The following is a 19444-nucleotide window of genomic DNA, read 5'->3' as shown; positions in this document are numbered from 1 at the left end:
GGCCGTTCCGGGCCGGAGCGTGGTGGCGCTGTCGGCCCCTGGCGAGCCGCAGCACGCGTGGGCGTCGCCGCGTTCCGGAGCCTCAGGCGGCGACGGCCGTCACCACGAGGTTGTCGACGTAGTGGCCGGTGGTCGAATCCCACGCCCCGGCACACGTCACCAGTCGCAACTCCGGAGTGGGTGTCGGGGCGTACACCGACTCGGTGGGGAAGGTGTCCTTCTCCACCGTCTGCAGACCGGTCACGACGAAGTCCGCCGTGGTTCCGTCGGCGCGACGGATCGACACGGTGTCGCCCGTCGCGAGTTCGGGGAGGTCGTAGAACACCGCGGGTCCCGTCGGGGAGTCGACGTGACCGGCGATGACCGCCGGCCCGATCTCGCCGGGGAGCACGCCGTCCTCGTACCACCCGATGTCGTCGTAGTCCTGGGGTGACTCGATCCAGCCGTCGCCGCCCAGACCGAGGCCGATAAGGCCCGAGTCCACTCCGATCGCGGGGATCGAGATGTGCACCGGCCGCGCCGTCGAGGCCTGTCGCGGCGCCACGGGGTTCTGCAGACCCGCGGCCGCGCCGGTGGCGGTGCCGGCGTCCCCCGCGGGGGCGGGCGCCGCGCCCGCTCCCGCGTCGCGAAGCGGAGGGCAGCCGCCCAGCACGTCGTCGTTCAGCATGGCGACGGCGAGGGCGTTCCAGGCGGCGCCGTAGTACGTCGGCGTGGATGCCGCGGTGTCCGACATCCGCTGGACGTCGGCGAGCGCGTCGTCGGCACGACCGTCCGCGGCCAGGGCCGCCGCGCGAGCGGCGTAGGCCACCGGGTGCTGATCGGTCGTGATCGACCCGGCGCCGGAGTCGAGTTCCGCGGCGAGCGTCGCGGAGTCGGGCAGGGCCGTGGCGATCCGACCGGCGAGCGCCCGATCGGCCGGGTCGCAGGACTCCGCGTACCGGATCGGGGTGCGCGCGGCGTCGTAGCCGTACCCGGGCTCGCCGCCTCCCCCCGCGGAGCCGGCGATGGCGACCGAGCCGTCCGCGCCGATCGTGGCCCAGTTCGTCGGCAGGGGGTTCGCCTCGAGGAGGGCGTCCGTGGCGGCGCGGCTGCCCGCCGCCAGCTCATTCCATCGTTCGTCACCCGAGGCCTGGGCAAGCACCTCGTACGCGGCGGGCGAGGCGTACGACGGGTTGTAGGCGTGCGGGGATGCCTCGGCCCAGGGGCCGGGGAGGAGGATCCGGCCCAGCGCCGTCTCCGCCGTCATGCGGTCGAGCAGTGACGCGCCGAGGGCGATGCCCTGCTCGCGCAAATCGTCGCGGTCGAAGGCGTCTCCGGCGAGGACGAGGGCGCGGGCGGCATCCAGGTCGGCGTCCGAGGCGGGCTGGTCGTCGACGACGGCACCGTCCTGCCACTGCCACGCGAGGAGACCGTCGTCCCGTTGCAGATTCTCGGTGGTCCACTCCCAGATGCGGTCGAACACCGGCTCGTCGTCCGCGGCTACGGCGAGGAGCAGGCCGTATGCCTGCCCCTCGCTGACGGTGTCGCCGCCCTGGTCCGTGCGCACCACGCGGCCGTCGTCGACGTACTCCGCGAGGAACGCGGAGGCGGCTGCGACGGTGTCGTCGGCCGACCCGTCCGCGGGCTCGCCCGGCGCCGTGCACGCCGACACCGCAACGGCGACCGCCGCGGCGAGGGCACCGGCGGGGAGGGCGCGTCGCAGGATGCTCACGCGTCCGCCTTCACCCCGCGGCGGTGCAGGGCCCCGATCGTCGCGAACCCTGCGAGGGCGGCCGCGACCGCGCCGGCGATGCCGATCGGGCCGACAGGGGTGGCCGCGGTTCCGCCGCCACCGGTGTGGATGCCGCCGACGGGCATGTCGGCGAGCGTCGCGGAGTCGGTGATGGTCTGGGCGGTGAGCGATCCCTGCGCGTCGTCGAGGACGAACAGGGTGGACACGGAGCCCGCGGGCAGATCGACGGCGGAGGTGGCCGCTTCGTCGGTTCCGCTGATTTCGAGATCCCACGACCCGGCGGGGACGGCGGCGTAGTCGGTGGCCGACCCCGTCGGGACGTCGCGCGCGATCGGGCGGCCTTCGGCGGTGTCGACGGTCACGGTCGGCTCGATCGTGGACGCCTGCACGACGCGGACGCGTGCCTGGCCCTCCTCGGGGGCGGAGAGGTCGTCCTCGAACACCGTCGTCTGGAGGTCGGCGTTGCGCCCGTACGCCGCGACGGTGAGCGGTGCGCCCTCGGTCACGTCGACGGACTGGCGCACGATGGGCTGGACGTCGTCTGCGGCGTCGGAGGGGACCATCGACACGACGTAGGTTCCTTCTGCGAGCGGGATGTAGGGGCTGACGGCGCCGTAGGCGACGTCGTCGAGCTCGTAGACGACCGCGCCGCCGGCGAGGGCGGTCAGCTGGACGTCGACCGACTTGGTGTCGGGCGAGAGGTGTGCCACACGCGCCCAGCCGGCGGGTTCGGAGGTCGCGGCCATCGCGGCGGGCGCCGTCGCGAGACCGAGCGCGGCGGGCAGCAACGCCGCGGTGGCGAGGGCGAGCCCGCGCACGGTGCGACGGGTCATCGGGGAGGAAATGCGGGTCATGGGGTGTCCTTTTCTTCGGGGGGAGGAGGAAGGTCAGGCGGTGGGTCGGGGGAGCAGGTCGACGGGTTCGTCGGGCGAGAACGTGATGATCACGCCCGAGTCGGCACGGTCGACCGACACCGGGCGGAGGGGCCCGGACAGCGATTCGTAGAAGCGGAGCAGCGCGTCGGCGCCCGGTCCATCCCCTCGCGCGTCCTGACCTGCGAACGAGCTGACGACGAGTCGGCGGTGGACGCCGGAGGGGTCGCCCTCGAGCTGCACGATGTCGGCGACGTCGACGCGTCCGCCGGCGGACAGCTGGCCGAGCGTCAGGAGGATGCGCCCGTCGACGACACCGGAGATGAGGAGATCCTGCTCCTCGCCGGGCACGCCGACGTCGGGGTTCTGCAGGACCTGCTGGCCGGCGACCGAGCGCGCGGCGTAGAGGTCGCCGTCAGCGGCCTGCGCGAGGGCTGCCTGGGCGGCGTCGACGAGTCGCACGTCGACCTTCTGCGCGCCCTCGCCGAACGAGGCGACGACCGCGCTGTTCTCGATCGCCTGGCGCACGGTCGGGAACTCCGTGGGGAAGGTGCGCATCGAGTCGGTCGTGAGGACGTAGTCGTAGTCGCGCCATCCGTCGGGGGCGAGTTCCTGCACGTCGGGATCGGTGTCGGCCTTGTAGTACCAGACGACGTTCTCACGCTCGAACCCGGCTCTGACCAGGTCGACCCACATGGCATCGTCGACGAGCATGCGCGCATCGGCGGGGGCGTTCTGCGTCATCCACGCCTCCGCGTCGCGCAGCGGCCGGTCGAGATCGGCGAGCAGGAATCCTCGCAGCTGTGTGGCCCAGAGCGGCCCCGCGGCCACGAGTGCGACGACGAGACCGGATGCCACCGCCACGCCGCCGAACCGGCGCACGGTGACGCGCGAGCGCAGGGCCTCGACGGCCACCTGTCCCATGCCCGCCACGACGATCGCGGCGAAGGGGAGCAGCATGATCACGTACGGCACGGGGAGGTACCCGCCGCGGAACATGAACGCGGTCAGAGCGAGAAGGGCGATGGCCCACGGGCGGAGGCGTCGCACGGCGAGGGCGGCCACGGCGGCGGCCAGGGCCGTCACGACGAGGACGGAATCCAACTGCCACCACAGCCCCACCGTGCGCGAGAACAGGCTCTCCGGATCGAACAGCGAGCCGCTGCCGTCGCGCGAAGCGAGCTGGAAGGCCAGCCCGTCCCACAGGCTCACCCGTCCCGGTCCCGGCGCTACCTCGCCCTTGACGAGCGCGAACGCGACGTAGGTCAGGCCGACGATCGCGAGCACCGCGGCCGCGACCGACAGCGTGTACCTCCGTGTCGTGCGATCCGCTCCGCGCCACATCATCCATGCCAGCAGCGGCAGGGCCAGGAGGTAGGTCTCCTTGGTGAGGACCGCCACGCCGAACGCCGCCGCGGCACCGATGTATCCGAGCAACTGCGCGCGCCGGCTCATCGCGAGCAGGAACGCGCCCAGCAGCCACGCGGTGGCGATGTTGTCCAGGTACACCTGACGGTGGAACTGCACGGCGAGCGGCGACAGCAGGAACACCGCCATCGCGACGGATGCCGTCAGGCGGGCGAACCCGATCCGACGGACCAGGAACCACAGCAGGACGGCCGCGATCGCTGTGGCCACCAGCATCGATTCACGGGCGGCGATCACGGCCACGTCGTAACGGTCCCACGCGTCGGTGAGTCCGGCCCACGCCGCGATCTGGATCCAGCCGAGCGGCGGGTGGTCGTACCAGTAGGTGTAGTGGGTCAGTTCGCCGAGGTTGGCGATGCTCCATGCCTGCGCGGCGTAGGTGCCCTCGTCGTCGATGCGCTGGGGGGAGCCGCCGAGGTTGATCGCGTTGACGATCAGTCCGATCAGCAGGGGCGGGAGCAGCCAGAGGGCGTCGCCGAGACGCGAACGCCAGGCCGAGACGCGTCGCCGGGGCGTGGCATCCGAGGACGTGCGTGCCTCGTGATGAGGAGCGTCGGTGGGAACGCGGTCGAGTGTCGAGGTCATCGGGCCGCCTCCGCCGCTGTGCCGATCAGTTCGGGTGTCGCCGGGCGCCCCTCATCGTCGGATGCCGTGGTGTCACGGTGCGCACCGGTGTGCTCGGTCTTCTCCCAGCTGCCGTCACCGCGCACCTGCCGGACGACGGAGCGCACCGCGGCGGCCGCGAGGAAGATCTGGTACGGCACGAGGCCCAGGACGAGGCGCACGTAGTCGCGCACCCGCACCTTCCTCTCGTAGACGCGGCCGAACTCCGTCAGGCCGGCCGCTTCGGCGACGAGTGTGATGACGGTCGGCACGAGGGGCAGGAACGTGATGAGGGCGACGGGCGTCGGGACCTTCACCAGCAGGATGAACGCGATCGAGACGGGGATGAGCAGGCCCGTCGCGGCCTGCAGGAACGGCATGTTCAGCAGGTAGCGCGCGTACAGGCGCTGGCGGAGAGTCGGGAGCTTCTTCCACTCGCCCTTGCCCAGCACCTGGAGGAAGCCCTGATTCCAGCGCGTGCGCTGCTTGTAGAGGGATGTCAGAGTCGGTGGGGTCTCCTCGCGGGTGACGTACTCGGGGTTGTACGCGACGACGACCTTGGCGCCGTCGCTCGAGAGGCGCACGCCCAGCTCGCAGTCCTCCGCGAGGCACTGGTCATCCCAGCCGCGCGACCATTCGAGCCGGTCACGGGTGACGAAGACGGTGTTGCCGCCGAGGGGGATGAACTTGGAGCGCGCGTGGAAGTGCAGGCGCGAGCGGAACCAGAAGTAGTACTCCAGAACGTTGCGCAACGACCACCAGCTCGTCTCGAAGTTCATCAGCTGTACGCCGCCCTGTACGACGTCGGCCCCGGTCTCCTGGAACTTTGAGTCGACGACCGTGAGCAGTCCCGGGTGCACTTCGTCCTCCGCGTCGAAGACGCCGACGATGTCGCCGGTCGCAATCCGGAGGGCTTTGTTGAGCGCCTTGGGCTTGTTCTTGGGGACGCTGTCATCGACGACGACGGTGATGAGATCCGGATGCCGCGCCGCAGCCTGTCGCACGACGAACTCAGTGCCGGGGTCGTCGTGGCCGACGATCGCGATGATCTCGAAATCGGGGTGATCCTGCTGAGCGAGGCGGTCGAGAGTCTGCCCCATCACCTCCTCCTCGTGACGGCCGGGGACGAGGAGCGTGAAGCGGTGGCGCGCCGGCCGGGGGGACGAGCTGAACTGCGTCGCGCGCAGATCCTCTGCGGAGCGCCATGCGTGCAGCATCCACCACAGGGTCGTGGTCGCCACGACGGTGAGGAGCACGGCGAGCAGGATGATGCCGCTGTAGCCGACCCATTCCCCGATCGACCAATCCGGGAGGAACCCGCCGCTGATCGATGACCCCGGCTGTGCGGGGGCGGGGATCTCCGTCACGTCGCCGGGCACCTGCCCGGGGACGGGGGCGACCGGTGTGAGCAACGGTTCGGGGGTGGGATCGGGGGCGGCCTGCGCGAGGAGGGAGAGGGAGGGGCCGAGAGCGGGCATGGGGGAAGTACCTCCAGCGTCCACGTGGACGGTTCGAGGGCGAGGAACGGGGGAATTGAGCGGCAGCCGGGGAACGCCGCACAGGGGTCATCCGCGGCGGTCCGTCGGGCGGTTTGGACCGGGCGGGCGATTGCCAGGGTTCTCTCCGCTAACGCATAGGCTGCCCCCACCGCCTGCGCTTCCCGGACGGGCGACGCTCTCGCGGCCCCCGGTATCCGAAGCCCCCGATAGCGTTGACGCATGGTCGGTTATCGCTACCTCGGCAACAGTGGATTCAAGATCTCGGAGATCACCCTCGGGAACTGGGTGACGCACGGTTCGCAGGTCGGTGACGACGCCGCGATCAAGACGGTGCACGCCGCTCTCGACGCTGGCATCACGACGTTCGACACCGCAGACACCTACGCCAACACGGCGGCGGAGGTCGTGCTGGGCAAGGCGCTCGAGGGGCATCGCCGCGAGTCGCTCGAGATCTTCACGAAGGTCTACTTCCCCACCGGTCCCATGGGCCCCAACGACACCGGCCTGAGCCGGAAGCACATCATGGACTCGATCAACGGGTCCCTGAAGCGGCTCGGCACCGACTACGTCGACCTCTACCAGGCCCACCGCTTCGACTACGAAACGCCCCTCGAAGAGACGTTCCAGGCCTTCGCCGACATCGTCCGTCAGGGCAAGGCGCTGTACATCGGTGTCTCCGAGTGGACCGCCGAGCAGCTGCGCGACGGTCATGCGCTCGCCCAGCAGCTCGGCATCCAGCTCATCTCGAACCAGCCGCAGTACTCGATGCTGTGGCGCGTCATCGAGGGCAAGGTCGTGCCGACCAGTGAAGAGCTCGGTATCTCGCAGATCGTGTGGTCGCCGATGGCGCAGGGCGTCCTCAGCGGCAAGTACCTGCCGGGGCAGCCGGTTCCCGACGGTTCGCGGGCGACCGACGACAAGAGCGGGGCGAACTTCATCAAGGGCTTCCTGCGCGACGAGGTCCTCGAGGCCGTGCAGCGACTGAAGCCGATCGCCGACGAGGCGGGCCTCGGCATGCCGCAGCTCGCGATCGCCTGGGTGCTGCAGAACCCGAACATCGCCGCGGCCCTCGTGGGCGCCTCGCGTCCCGAGCAGCTCGCCGACACCGTGAAGGCCTCGGGCGTGACGCTCGATGCCGACACGCTCGCCGCGATCGACGCGGCCCTGGGTGACGCGGTGTTCTCCGACCCCGAGAACACCTACCAGGTCTCACCCAAGCAGCGCCTGGTCTGATCCCTCCCTGAGCGGGGTCTGGGCCTGGCCTCAGCCCCCGCTCAGGAGCGGACAGGACTCGCGTCGTACCCTGTGCGAATGTCCTTTTCCGCTCACCGGCCCGGCCGCTTCGGCTCCGACGGCCGTATCGAGTTCACGACGGACGATGATCGCGAGCCCCAGTACCTCGACGACATCCTCGCCCAGCAGCGTGACGACGCCGACTCCTCGGCACGTGATTCGACCCTCGACGACCCGATCGAGCCGTGGGGCGCACCGCCCGCAACCGATGACGACACCGCTCCGTTCGAGTGGCCCGAGCCGGAAGCGATCCCCGCCGACCCGCAGCCGGTCGCCGAGACGGTCGCCGAGGACCCCGCACCGGAGCGGGAGGAGCCCGCGCTGCCCGAAGCCGCACCGTTCCCCGCGCCCGTGGCATCCCCTGCCCGTCCGCCGCGGTTGCGCCGCGCCGACCCCCGTCGCCCGAGCCTCTCGCTCGTTCGGCGCATGGCGGTGCTCGGCGGTGCCGACAACGACGTGCTCGACGAGGTGCCCGAAGAGGTGCCGCGCTTCGTGCAGATGTTCCTCGTGCTGCTGGGCACGGCGCTCGTCTCGGCGATATCGATGATGTTCGCGCTGATGACGGGTGTGCGCGTCAGCATCTTCCTCGCCATCCCGCTCGCACTCGTGTGGGGCCTCATCATCTTCAACCTCGACCGCTTCCTCACCTCGACGATGCGATCGACGAAGAACGTGTTCCGCCTGCTCGGCCTCGCCTTCCCGCGCGTGATCATGGCCGCGCTGATCGGCATCGTGGTCGCCGAGCCGCTCGTGCTGCAGGTGTTCCAGAACGACATCAATCGCGAGGTCAACTCGACCAACGTCACGCAGGCTCTGAGCGATCAGGATGCCGTGACGAACGGGCCCGAGAAGCAAGCACTCGATGCCGCGAGCGCCCAGGTCGCCGCGCTCGAGAACCAGGCCGCGACCGGAATCGTCGCCGGGACGTCGTCGACCTCGGCGGAGGCCGCCGCCGCGCAGCAGACCGTCGACCAGCTGACGCAGCAGCTCGCCGCGCAGCAGACCGTCATCGATCAGGCGCGTGCCGTCTACCAGTGCGAGCTGACCGGTCAGGGTGCCGGCACGGTCCCGGGGTGCACGGGCGTCGCCGGCGACGGCGCGAGTTCGGATGCCGCGCAGGCCCAGCTCACGCAGGCGCAGTCCGCGTACGACACCCTGTCGGCCCAGCTCGCGCAGGCGCAGTCGACGCTGGCCGCTGCCAATTCGGCCGGTGCCGAGGCCGCCGCCGCCTCCGCCGAGCAGAACAAGCAGCAGGCCGCGGACCAGCTCCCGGCGGCCCGCGCGCAGTACGATTCGGCGCTCGCGGCGTACAACGACCGCGCCGCCTCCGTCGCGGACGGCAATGCCGGAGCCGTGGGCCTGCTGAGTCAGATCTCGGCGCTCGAGCGGTTGTCCGAGCGTGAGCCGGCTCTCCGCTGGGCGCACTGGCTCATCGCGGCGCTGTTCTTCATGATCGAGCTGCTGCCGGTGCTCGTGAAGGTGCTCACCGGCTTCGGCGGCCCGTCTCTGTACGAGAAGGCCGAGCGCATGCGCGGGCAGATCGCCCTTGATCGGGTGACGGCCCGAACGTTCCGCAAGCGCGCCGATGTGATCGCCGAAGAAGCGGCGCGCGTCCCGGCGGGCGTCTGATGGTCGCCTGGAGCGCGGGACTGCTGCTGTACCGGCGGCATCTCGCGCTCGAGGTGCTCATCGCACACATGGGCGGGCCGTTCTGGGCCCGCAAGGATGCCGGGGCCTGGTCGATTCCCAAGGGCGAGTTCGAGCCGGGCGCCGAAGAGCCGCGTGACGCCGCTCGTCGCGAGTTCGTCGAGGAGCTGGGCCTCGAGCCCCCCGCGGGGGAGTGGGTCGAGCTCGGGCCGTTCGCCGCGACGTCCGGCAAGAGGCTCATCGTGTTCGCGAGCGACGGCACCGGGTTCGAGGCGTCCGGATTCGTGTTCGGCGAGTTCGAGATGGAATGGCCGCCGCGGTCGGGCCGCCGGGCGTCGTTCCCCGAGGTCGACCGGGCCGAATGGACCGACCTGGATGCCGCTCGCGAACGCCTCGTGAAGGGCCAGCGCCCGGTGCTCGACGCCCTGGAGCACTTGCTCGCTTGAGGTCTGCGCGCGCCTCCGCCGCCGCGAGCCGGGATTCGAGTGTCCAAGACACGCGGATGCCGCGTGGGGTCGTCCGCGTGTCTTGGACACTGAACTCTCTGCCCTCGGCTTACGGGCGCAGCAGCACCTTGCCGACGCGCGGGGAGAAGCTCGCGGCCGCGGCGTCGCGGACGTCCTCGAGCGCGAACGTGGCCGCGACGGGGAGCGTCACGGTGCCGTCGGCGAGGTAGCGCGACAGCTCGCCGAACAGGGCGCCGCGGGTCTCGGCATCCATCGTCTTGCTGACGACGCTGCCCCAGAAGCCCTTCACGGTCGCCTGGCGGAAGATGATGTCGCCGGCCGACAGCTCGAGCGTGGCGTCGCCCATCGAGCCGAAGATCACGAGCGTTGCGTTCTCGGACAGCAGCGACAGCACGTCGTTCGCCGCCGAACCGCCGACCGAATCGACGCCGGCCACGACGCGCCCGCCGTCGATGATCGCCGCGGCCTTCTCGCGCCAGTCGTCGGCGTCGGTCGAGACGACGTTCGAGATGCCCTGCTGGGCGAGTTCGTCGACCGCGCTCTGACGGCGCACCAGACCCAGGACATGGATGCCACGGGCCTTCGCGATCTGCGCGACCATGCGTCCGACGGCACCGTTGGCCGTGTTCTGCACGAGCCAGTCGCCGGCCGTCAGGTCGAGCGAATGCAGCAGGCTGATGGCGCTGAACGGCATCGACACGAGCTGAGCGGCCATCTCGTCGGGCAGGGCGTCCGCGACGGGGATGAGGCCGGCGGCGGGAGCGACGACGTACTCGGCCCAGACGCCGAAGGTTCCGCCAGTGGCGACGCGCTGGCCGACCTCGAGCCCCTCGACGCCGTCTCCGAGCGCATCGACGACACCGACGGCCTCGGTTCCGGCGCGGGCGGGGAGCTCGGGCTTGTACCCGTAGGTGCCGCGGATCGTCCACAGGTCGTGGTTGTGGATCGGAGACAGGAGGATGCGCAGCCGCACCTGACCCGGGCCGGGTTCGGGGGTCTCGACCTCTTCGACGTCCAGGACGTCGGTCGGCTCGCCGAACTGGGGGTGCACGATCGCGCGCATATCTCTCCTCGCGTGGTTATTTTGTAACGATCGGTCTAATATAGACCTTGACCGGGAAGAAGGAAACCCATGGGCAGGATGCCGACGTTCGACCGCCGCGCCGTCGTCGACGCCGCACGAGACGTGTTCTGGCAGCGCGGATACGCCGAGGCGGGGATCACCGAGCTCGAAGACGCGACCGGACTCACGCGGTCCAGCCTGTACAACGCGTTCGGCAGCAAGCGCGGCCTGTTCGACGCCGTGCTCGCGGCGTACCTCGACGATGTCGTGCGCACGCGCTTCCGGCCCCTCGGCGGCGGTGACCCGGGCGCGTTGGAGGCCTATGTCGAGGAGATGCGCGCCGCGATCGCGGCCGACAGCCCTCGCGCGCGCCTGGGGTGCCTGCTGCTCAACGCCGGCTCTTCGCCGCTCGCGACGGACGACGCCGAGGTCCGCGCGCTCGTCTCCGGGTACGCCGCCGAGATGCGCGCCGCGATCCGCGCTGCCGTCGCCGACCGGCGTCCGGATCTGGCCCCGGATGCCGTGGACGCCCTGTCCGCGGTGTGCGCGTCGCTCGTCGTGGCGGCGCTGACCCTCGCCCGCGCCGACCGGGACGCGGCCGTGGCCACACTGGCATCCATCCCGGTGACGGTGGAGTCGTGGGGGTGAGGCCCCCGGGGGCCGTCAGCCCAGCTTGACCGCCGTGCCGTAGGCGACGACCTCCTGGAAGTTCTGCGCGACTTCGCTCGTGTCGAAGCGCATCGCGATGACGGCGTCCGCGCCGAGCGCCTCTGCCTGTTCGATGAGCCGCTGTTTCGCCTCGTCGCGGCTCTCCTGCAGCTGTTTCGTCAGGCCCTCCAGCTCGCCGCCGAAGATCGACTTCAGGCCCGCGCCGAACTGCACGCCGATGTTGCGGGCGCGCACCGTCAAGCCGGTGACTTCGCCGTAGACCTCGACGATCTGGCGGCCGGGGACATCGTTCATCGTGGTGACGAGCATGGGGCCAGTGTGGCAGTGTGGCCGTCGCGGGGGAAGCCCGGATGCCGAGCGCCGACGCCCGGCCCGGACCCCCAGATCGCCGGAGGTCCGCATGTCATCGACCGAGTCCCGCATCGTTCTCGTCGCGGGCGCGCGCACGCCTGTCGGGTCGTTCGGCGGAGCGCTGTCGAGCGTCGACGCGCACGAGCTCGGCGCCGTCGCGGTGTCGGCCGCCCTCGAGCGCGCGGGGGTGTCGAAGGACGCCGTCGACGAAGTGATCATGGGCTGCATCGCGCAGAACGGACCCGACGCCTACAACGCCCGCCGGGTCGCGCTCGCCGCGGGGCTGCCGACCCGGGTGCCCGCGTTCACCGTCAACCGCCTCTGCGGATCGGGGCTGCAGGCGATCTGGTCTGGCGCGCAAGAACTGCGGTGGGGTGGTGTCGACGTCGTCGTCGCGGGCGGCGACGAGAGCATGTCGCGCACCCCGTTCCTGGAGTACGGCGCGCGCGGCAACGCGCGGCTCGGCGACCGAAAACTCCTCGACGGCACGCTCGCGATCCTCACCGACCCGTTCAGCGGCCGGCACATGGGCACCACCGCCGAGACCGTGGCATCCCGATACTCGGCATCGCGGGAGGAGCAGGACGCTTTCGCCGTCGAGAGCCAGCGCAGGGCGGCCCTGGATGCCAGCCGTGCGGCGTTCGCGGAGGAGATCGTGCCCGTGACGACCGGCGGGAAGCGGCCGGTCGAGGTCACGACGGACGAGCACCCGCGCCCTGGCACGACGCTCGAGGTGCTGGCGGGGCTGCGGCCGGCATTCGCCGCGGAGGGCTCCGTGACGGCGGGCAACTCCTCGGGGATCAACGACGGCGCCGCGGCGACCGTGCTCATGCGGGAGGACGATGTGCGGGAGCGCGGCCTCACCGGCCTCGCGACCCTCGAGGCCGTGACGACCGCGGGCGTCGACCCCGAGATCATGGGGTACGCCCCGGTTCTCGCGCTGAAGCGGTTGTGGGAGCAGACCGGGCTCACCCCCGCCGATGTCGACGTGATCGAGCTGAACGAGGCGTTCGCCGCCCAGGCGGTCGCGGTGATCCGCGATGCCGGCCTCGACCCCGAGAAGGTCAACCCGTACGGCGGCGCGATCGCGCTCGGGCACCCGGTCGGGGCGACCGGAGCGATCCTGACGGTCCGTGCCGCCCTCGACCTGCAGCGCCGCGATCTCGAGTACGCGGTCGTGACGATGTGCATCGGCGGTGGTCAGGCCCTCGCTGCGTTGCTGCGGCGTTTCTAGCCGCGTGAGGGGTCAGTTTCTGTCGCTTAGGGGGCCGTGAAGCGACAGAAAATGACCCCTCACGCGAAAGGGAACGGCCCCCACCCCGAAGGGTGAGGGCCGTTCCGGAGGTGGGGGTCAGACCGTGCGGCGCTTACGCAGGGCGAAGGCGAGTCCGCCCGCGACCAGGAAGAAGCTGCCCGCGAGGGCCAGGCCCCACGGGACCTGTGCACCGGTGGTGGCGAGCGCGCCTCCGGCGCTCGCGCTCGACCCGCCCGACTGTCCGCCCGCGGTGCCCTGGCCGGAGCCCGAATCCGAGCCGGAGCCCGAGCCGCTGCCATCTCCCGAGCCGCTTCCGTCGCCGGGAGTCTCGTCCGAGAAGATCACGGCGCGGCCGGTCGGTGCCGGATCGACGATGTCCATTGCCTCGAAGTAGGACAGGGTGGCATCCAGGTCGATCTGGCCGGTGTCGGTGCGGTTCGTGCCCTCGGCGAAGGTCGCGAAACCGTCACCGCCGTTGGCGAGGAACGAGTTCGTCACCACCGTGAAGGTGTCGGTGTCGGCGATCGGGTCACCGAGGTAGCTCATCGACACGACCGAGCCGACACGCGGGTCGGTGGCATCCTGCACGTACTCGTAGGTGAAGCCCTCCGAGACACCGAGGTGGAGCTTGGGGCGGTCGCCCGTCGCCTTCCACTGCTCGTTCAGGATGTCCCGGATCTGCTCGCCCGTGAGGGTGACCGTCACCAACGTGTTGGCGAAGGGCTGGACCAGCGCGGCCTCCTTGTAGGTGACGATGCCGTCCTCGCCCTTGAGCAGGTCGGCACGGAGGCCGCCCGGGTTCATCAGAGCGATCTGTGCGGGGGTGCCGGCGTAGCCCGGGTTCTCCGACGTCGCCCAGAGGTAGACATCGGCGACCCAGTTGCCCATCGACGACTCGACGCCGCGGTCGGCTCCCGAGGGGGTGCCCCCGCGCAGGATGTCGCCGCTGATCTCGCCCACCGGCTCCGCGCCGATCACGTCGGCCTCGGCGACGTACGCGTCGACCTTGGCCTGAATGGCCGGGTCGGCGGGGTACGCCCCGGCGAGGGGGAAGGTGGTTCCCTGAATGGATGCCAGCGCGTCGGTGCGGGTGTCGTAGCGCAGCGACAGCTGACCCATCGCCTTGCCGTACTCGGACGCCTGGATGACCGGGCGGGTGCGGTCGGTGCCCGCGATCGGCACGTCGCAGGCGTAGGTCTGGTGCGTGTGGGCGGAGACGATCGCATCGATCTCGGGCGACGCGTCGGTGGCGAGCTCGCCGAAGCCGGCCTGGTCGGCGACGAGGTCGGCGCAGTCGTTCGACGTGGCAGCCCCCGAGTGCGTCAGCAGGACGATGACGTCGGCGAGGTCGCCGGCGGTGATCTCTGCGGCGACGCGGTTGGCGGCCTCGAGCTGGTCGCCGAACTCGATGTCGGCGATACCGGCCGGGTCGACCATCGTGGCCGTGTCCTCGGTGACGGTGCCGATGAACGCCACGCGGACGCCGTCGATCTCCTGGACGTCGTATTCCTGGAGCGCAGGGTTCTTGGTGCCCTTGAAGTAGACATTGGCACCGAGACCGAACCTGCCATCACCGTACTCCGGGAGGACACGGTCGGTGAGGTCGGCGAAACCGCGGTCGAACTCGTGGTTACCGACGACCGAGACGTCCAGTCCCGACTCGACGAGTGTGTCGATGGTGGGCGAGTCGTCCTGGATCAGCGACGTGAACGTCGAGGCGCCGATGTTGTCACCGGCCGAGACGAACAGCGTGTTCGGGTTCTGGGCCTCCTTGGCCTTCACCGCCCCCGCGAGGACGGCGGCGCCGGCCTCGCCCTGCGAACCGGCCTCGAGGCGGCCGTGGAAGTCGTTGATCGTGAGGATGTCGATGTCCTTCACGTCGGGGTTCTCCACCGCGAAGACCGTCGTCGTGCCCGAGACCTCGTTGCCGACGGCAACCAGGGCGCGGCCGGTGGGCGAGGCGTCGGCGGGGATGAACTCCACGCCCTCGGGGCCGAGGTCGCCGGCCCGCGCGAGCAGCTCGCGGTCGGTGGTCTCGTCACCGGTGACGTCGTCCTCCATCGAGACGGAGAAGTCGCGATTGTTCACGTACGACGAGTACGTGGCCGCTGACGGGTCGGTGATGTCGTAGGTCATCACACCGCCGACGCGCTCCAGGCCGACGAAGGCGTAGGTGCGGCCGTCGACGGTGCCGATCGCAACGCCCTCCGGCTCGGGTCCCTTGTCGTCGCTGCGACCCTCCAGGTTGGACTCGGAGTGGTTCGAGTTGAAGAAGTCGGGGTTCGCTTCATGGGTGATCCGCTCGAAGTCGGAACCGGAGTCGAACACCTGCGCACCGGTCTCGGCATCCCAGATCGAGAATCCGCGGCCGCCGAAGGTGTACAGCTCCTCGTAGCAGGTGCCGTCCTCGCTGAGCCCCATGTCTGTCGCGACGTTGAGCCGGCCGAGGTCTTCATCCTCCAGCGCACCGGCGAGGGGGCTGTCGGCGCACACCGGAGCCAATCCGCCGTCGCCGAGGTCCTTCGCCCGTGCGGTGTCGGTGAAGTCTTCGCCCCACTCGCGCCCGTCACCTTCGTTGGCGGTGACGAGGTAGGTCTTGCCATCGACCTCGTACGCCTCGATGGCATCGGGCATGTACATGCCGAAGAGGCCGTCGTAGCTCTTCTGGTTGTAGATGGGGGCGTCGCGCGGGTCGCGGTCGCTGGCATCCAGCGTCTGCGTCCCGTAGTCCTTGAAACCGAGCGACCAGATGTCGGTCACGGTTGCGGAGGCGAGGTCGATCTCGGCGATCGCGTTGGCCTCCTGCAGCGCCGCGTACGCGGTGCCGCCGACGACGGCGACGTATTCGGGCTCGAGGTTCCGGCTCACACGGTTGGATGCCAGGGGCGCGCCGTCCTGGTCGGGCGCGGCCACGTCGGGACCGAAGACGCGCACGTCGGGGTCGAGCGCCTTCACACCGCCGTCTTCGAAGTCCGCGAATCCGGCGATCCGTACGGCGGACTGCGCGGGAGCCGACTTGTCGGCGGGGAGCGAGACGACACCGATCGACCCCTCGGGGTCGGTGGAGAAGTTGTCGGCCGGCTCTCCCTCGTTCGCTACTACGGCGTAGGTTCCATCAGAACTCAGGGTCACCATGTCGGGGAGGGAGCCCACCGTGACCTCGCCGAGCACGGTCGGCTCGGCGGCATCGGCGTCGAAGAAGACGAGGCGACCCGGGGAGGTCTTGTCCTCACTCTCGAGGGCGACGACGCCCAGTCCGTCGCCGCGGACGGCGAGCGAGTTCGCCACGCCCGTGCCGGTCAGCGAGTAGAGCTTGGTCGGTGCGGCGGGGTTGCTGTTGTCGAGCACATCGACGGCGCCGGCTTGCGCGTTCACGACGAACAGCCGGTTCTTGTAGGCGTGGACGATCTCAGCGGCAGAGGCGTCGAAGACGCCCGTCTCGAAGCTGCCGATCGGACGCAGGGTCACGGAGGTGTCGGGCGCACTGTCGCGCACGGGATCGGCGACGATCGCGGCGGATGCCGCTGTCGTTCCGGTCAGTGCGAGCGCGCACACGGCCGACGCGGTCGCGGTCAGCGCAACGGCACGGCGCAGGAATGTCGAAGGCATGGACGTCCTCGGGGTGTCGGGAGGGAGCGACGCGCGCGGGGGCGCGAATCCCTGCCACTCTGCCTACCGGCGGTGACGAAGGGGTGAACGAGGGAGGAAGGAACGGGGTTTCGCGGTTACGTCTTCACCCGACGACAGGCTGTAGCGGCGCCGGGACTAGCCTGACGCCGTGACCGACTCGCCCGCCGGAGTGCACCCCGATGAACCGCACCGCCAAGGACTCGCGCAGCGCCTGAACTGGCTCCGAGCCGGCGTCCTCGGCGCGAATGACGGCATCGTTTCGACGGCCGCTGTCGTCGTGGGTGTCGCGGGTGCCACGAGCGACGTCGGACCGGTCCTGATCGCCGGTCTCGCCGCCCTCGTCGGTGGCGCGATCTCCATGGCGCTGGGAGAGTACGTGTCGGTGTCGAGTCAGCGCGACAGCGAGCACGCGCTCATTCAGAAGGAACGCCGCGAACTGGCGGAGGGTCCGGATGCCGAACTCGCCGAGCTCATCGGCCTGTACGAGGCGCAGGGGCTCAGCCGCGACACCGCGAGGCGCGTGGCGACCGAGCTCACGGCATCCGATGCCCTGAAAGCCCACCTCGCGGTCGAGCTGAACATCGACGCGGAGGACGTGGTGAGCCCGTGGGCCGCCGCGATCGCGTCGGCGGTGGCGTTCACGGTCGGGGCTCTACTGCCGCTCGCGACGATCCTGCTCGCACCGGTCGAGGTGCGCGTGCCGCTCACCTTCGTCGCGGTGCTCGTCGCCCTCGCGATCACGGGGTACCTCGCCGCGTGGATCGGCGGTGCGCGCCGCGGCCGCGCGATCCTGCGCACGGTGATCGGCGGTGCGCTCGCGCTCGGCGCGACGTACGCGGTCGGGGCGCTGTTCGGGGTGGCGGCGGGCTGAGCTCGCGTCCCTCCGCCGGAACCCCCTGGGCGATGTCGGGGGAGCGTGCGACGATGCCACCAGACCTTTCCGCGACCCCTGGGAGTGACATGACCGACCACCGCAGTGCCGCGTACGAGACGATCCAGGTCGAGCAGCGCGGGCGGGTCGGGTGGATCGCCCTCGACCGCCCCGAGGCGCTGAACGCCCTGAACGCGCGGTTGATGACCGAGGTGGTCGCCGCGGCGACGGCGTTCGACGACGCCCCCGACGTCGGAGCCATCGTCGTCACCGGTTCGGAGAAGGCGTTCGCGGCCGGGGCCGACATCAAAGAGATGGAGTCGATGTCGGGCCTCGACATGACCCTGCCCGACCATTTCGGCGCGTGGCGGCGCTTCGCCGCGGTGCGGACCCCGGTGATCGCCGCCGTCTCGGGGTACGCCCTCGGCGGCGGGTGCGAGCTGGCGATGATGTGCGACATCATCCTGGCATCCGATCGCGCGAAATTCGGCCAGCCGGAGATCCAGCTCGGTGTCATTCCGGGCCTGGGCGGGACTCAGCGACTCGTGCGCGCGATCGGGTACTACAAGGCCGCCGAGATGGTCCTGACCGGGCGCATGATGGACGCCGCCGAGGCCGAGCGTGCGGGCCTGGTCTCGCGGGTCGTTCCCGCCGCCGAGCTGCTCGCCGAGGCGGAGTCGGTGGCCGAGGCGATCGCCGCGAAGCCGCTTCCCGCGCTGTACGCCGCGAAAGCTGCGCTCGACGTGGCCCTCGAGTCGACTCTCGCCGAGGGGCTGCGCTTCGAGGGGCAGACGTTCGCCGCCCTGTTCGACACCGCGGACCAGAAGGAGGGGATGGCGGCGTTCCGCGAGAAGCGATCGCCGAACTTCACGCACCGCTGACCCCCTACCATCGCGTGTCCTGCGGGCCAAGAACGCGCGGTGGGCAGGAGCGGGGCGACGGGGTTCGGTATCGTCGGGAGGTCAGTCCTCGCCCCGGCCCTGAGAAGTAGATGGCGTCCACACCCCGCATCCCGCAGCGCGGGTCGTCGCGCCTGTTCGGCGAGCTGACGGCCCGTCAGTGGATCGGATCCGTGCTCCTTCTCGGCGCGGCGGCGATCATTCTCGCCGTCTTCATCGTGCTGATCGCGCGGGTGCTGGTGTCGCTCGAACCGATCCGCGAGTTCCTCACCGCCTATCCCGGGGAGTACGCCCTGCCGGCGGCGGCCCCGGTCGGCATCCCCGCCTGGCTCGGGTGGCAGCACTTCCTCAACAGCCTGTTCCTGCTGCTCGTGATCCGCTCGGGGCTGCAGTTCCGCCGACAGAAGCGACCGGATGCCTTCTGGTCGCCGCGCGGCAACAAGCGGCGCCGCATCAGCCTGGCGCTGTGGTTCCACCAGGCGATCGACGTCCTCTGGGTTGCCAACGGCGTGATCTACATCGTGCTGCTGTTCGCGACCGGGCAGTGGATGCGGGTCGTCCCGACGTCGTGGGACGTCTTCCCGAACGCCGTGTCGGCGGCGTTGCAGTACGCCGCGCTCGATTGGCCCACCGAGAACGGATGGGTCAACTACAACAGCCTGCAGCAGCTGTCGTACTTCGCGATCACGTTCATCGCCGCGCCGCTCGCGATCGTCACGGGCGTGCGGCTGTCGGGCATCTGGCCGAAGGATGCCGAGCGGTTGAGTCGCCTGCTCCCCGCGGAGTGGGCGCGTCGCATCCACTTCCCGGTGATGCTCTTCTTCGTCGTCTTCATAGCCGTGCACGTGTTCCTCGTGCTCGCGACCGGTGCGCTGCGCAACCTCAACCACATGTACGCCGCCCGCGGCTCGGTCGACCCCGACGCCTTCGCCACCGACCCGACCGGCTTGCTTTTGTTCGCGGCATCCCTGCTGGTCATGGCCGCCGCGTGGATCGCCGCCCGCCCGCGCGTCTTGATTCCGGTGGCGCGCCTGTTCGGCGACGTCCGCCAGCGCTGACGCCGCCGCTGCTCGCCGAGCCCACACGATCCGGTCGAACGCACACGCTGCGGTCGTCCCGAACGTGTGCTCTCGGCCGGATCGTGTGCCTTCGGGGCAGCGGCGGG

At 70.6% G+C, this 19444-nt stretch carries 15 protein-coding genes; 8 read left to right on the top strand and 7 right to left on the bottom strand.

Annotated elements, in window-relative coordinates:
- Window positions 1-82: 82 nt before the first annotated feature.
- The 4 genes from D8Y23_RS10395 to D8Y23_RS10380 are packed head-to-tail and all read right to left on the bottom strand — an operon-like array spanning window position 83 to window position 6113.
- Window positions 83-1711: a class F sortase gene (locus D8Y23_RS10395; protein WP_164878208.1), complete on the bottom strand. Its 1629-nt coding sequence runs from the start codon at window positions 1709-1711 to the stop codon at window positions 83-85.
- Window positions 1708-2586 (bottom strand): DUF4397 domain-containing protein, encoded by an 879-nt coding sequence (locus D8Y23_RS10390; RefSeq protein ID WP_128218071.1) that lies wholly within the window; start codon window positions 2584-2586, stop codon window positions 1708-1710. The genes D8Y23_RS10395 and D8Y23_RS10390 overlap by 4 nt, the downstream gene beginning before the upstream one ends.
- Before the next feature lie 33 nt (window positions 2587-2619).
- Complete coding sequence (locus D8Y23_RS10385) at window positions 2620-4617, bottom strand: ArnT family glycosyltransferase (protein ID WP_128218070.1); 1998 nt, start codon at window positions 4615-4617, stop codon at window positions 2620-2622.
- Window positions 4614-6113: a glycosyltransferase gene (locus D8Y23_RS10380; protein ID WP_128218069.1), complete on the bottom strand. Its 1500-nt coding sequence runs from the start codon at window positions 6111-6113 to the stop codon at window positions 4614-4616. Before D8Y23_RS10380 ends, D8Y23_RS10385 begins: the two co-directional genes overlap by 4 nt.
- 240 nt (window positions 6114-6353) lie before the next feature.
- Here D8Y23_RS10380 and D8Y23_RS10375 point away from each other — a divergent pair, with 240 nt between their 5' ends.
- From D8Y23_RS10375 to D8Y23_RS10365, 3 genes are all read left to right on the top strand, one after another.
- Window positions 6354-7367: an aldo/keto reductase family protein gene (locus D8Y23_RS10375; protein ID WP_128218068.1), complete on the top strand. Its 1014-nt coding sequence runs from the start codon at window positions 6354-6356 to the stop codon at window positions 7365-7367.
- A gap of 78 nt (window positions 7368-7445) precedes the next feature.
- A complete protein-coding gene (locus tag D8Y23_RS10370) occupies window positions 7446-9056 on the top strand; it encodes a DUF4407 domain-containing protein (protein ID WP_128218067.1) in 1611 nt (536 codons plus the stop codon).
- Window positions 9056-9520, top strand: a complete 465-nt coding sequence (locus D8Y23_RS10365) for an NUDIX domain-containing protein (protein WP_128218066.1) — start codon at window positions 9056-9058, stop codon at window positions 9518-9520. Before D8Y23_RS10370 ends, D8Y23_RS10365 begins: the two co-directional genes overlap by 1 nt.
- A gap of 109 nt (window positions 9521-9629) precedes the next feature.
- Here the strand turns inward: D8Y23_RS10365 and D8Y23_RS10360 are convergent, their stop codons facing one another.
- A complete protein-coding gene (locus D8Y23_RS10360) occupies window positions 9630-10604 on the bottom strand; it encodes a zinc-binding dehydrogenase (RefSeq protein ID WP_128218065.1) in 975 nt (324 codons plus the stop codon).
- Window positions 10605-10673: 69 nt separating this feature from the next.
- On the opposite strand from D8Y23_RS10360, the gene D8Y23_RS10355 reads away from it, so the two are divergent.
- Window positions 10674-11252 (top strand): TetR/AcrR family transcriptional regulator, encoded by a 579-nt coding sequence (locus D8Y23_RS10355; RefSeq protein ID WP_128218064.1) that lies wholly within the window; start codon window positions 10674-10676, stop codon window positions 11250-11252.
- A 15-nt stretch (window positions 11253-11267) separates the two neighbouring features.
- On the opposite strand, the gene D8Y23_RS10350 is transcribed toward D8Y23_RS10355, so the two are convergent.
- On the bottom strand, window positions 11268-11582 hold the full coding sequence (locus D8Y23_RS10350; protein WP_128218063.1) for a YbjQ family protein: 315 nt from the start codon (window positions 11580-11582) through the stop codon (window positions 11268-11270).
- 91 nt (window positions 11583-11673) lie between these two features.
- Here D8Y23_RS10350 and D8Y23_RS10345 point away from each other — a divergent pair, with 91 nt between their 5' ends.
- Complete coding sequence (locus tag D8Y23_RS10345) at window positions 11674-12858, top strand: thiolase family protein (RefSeq protein WP_128218062.1); 1185 nt, start codon at window positions 11674-11676, stop codon at window positions 12856-12858.
- Window positions 12859-12975: 117 nt separating this feature from the next.
- Here the strand turns inward: D8Y23_RS10345 and D8Y23_RS10340 are convergent, their stop codons facing one another.
- Window positions 12976-16488 (bottom strand): choice-of-anchor I family protein, encoded by a 3513-nt coding sequence (locus tag D8Y23_RS10340; RefSeq protein WP_128218061.1) that lies wholly within the window; start codon window positions 16486-16488, stop codon window positions 12976-12978.
- Between the two features lie 169 nt (window positions 16489-16657).
- Between D8Y23_RS10340 and D8Y23_RS10335 the strand changes: the two genes are divergently transcribed.
- The 3 genes from D8Y23_RS10335 to D8Y23_RS10325 all read left to right on the top strand — a co-directional run bounded on the left by D8Y23_RS10335 (window position 16658) and on the right by D8Y23_RS10325 (window position 19337).
- Complete coding sequence (locus D8Y23_RS10335; protein ID WP_128218060.1) at window positions 16658-17380, top strand: VIT1/CCC1 transporter family protein; 723 nt, start codon at window positions 16658-16660, stop codon at window positions 17378-17380.
- A gap of 89 nt (window positions 17381-17469) precedes the next feature.
- Complete coding sequence (locus tag D8Y23_RS10330) at window positions 17470-18261, top strand: enoyl-CoA hydratase-related protein (protein WP_128218059.1); 792 nt, start codon at window positions 17470-17472, stop codon at window positions 18259-18261.
- A gap of 110 nt (window positions 18262-18371) precedes the next feature.
- Window positions 18372-19337, top strand: a complete 966-nt coding sequence (locus tag D8Y23_RS10325) for a cytochrome b/b6 domain-containing protein (protein ID WP_128218058.1) — start codon at window positions 18372-18374, stop codon at window positions 19335-19337.
- Window positions 19338-19444 lie beyond the last annotated feature (107 nt).

It is taken from the genome of Microbacterium enclense, assembly GCF_004022425.1.
Lineage (GTDB): Bacteria > Actinomycetota > Actinomycetes > Actinomycetales > Microbacteriaceae > Microbacterium > Microbacterium enclense_A.
The sequence above is the reverse complement of the archived record's forward strand: the minus strand, read 5'-3'. Positions and strand labels throughout refer to the sequence as shown.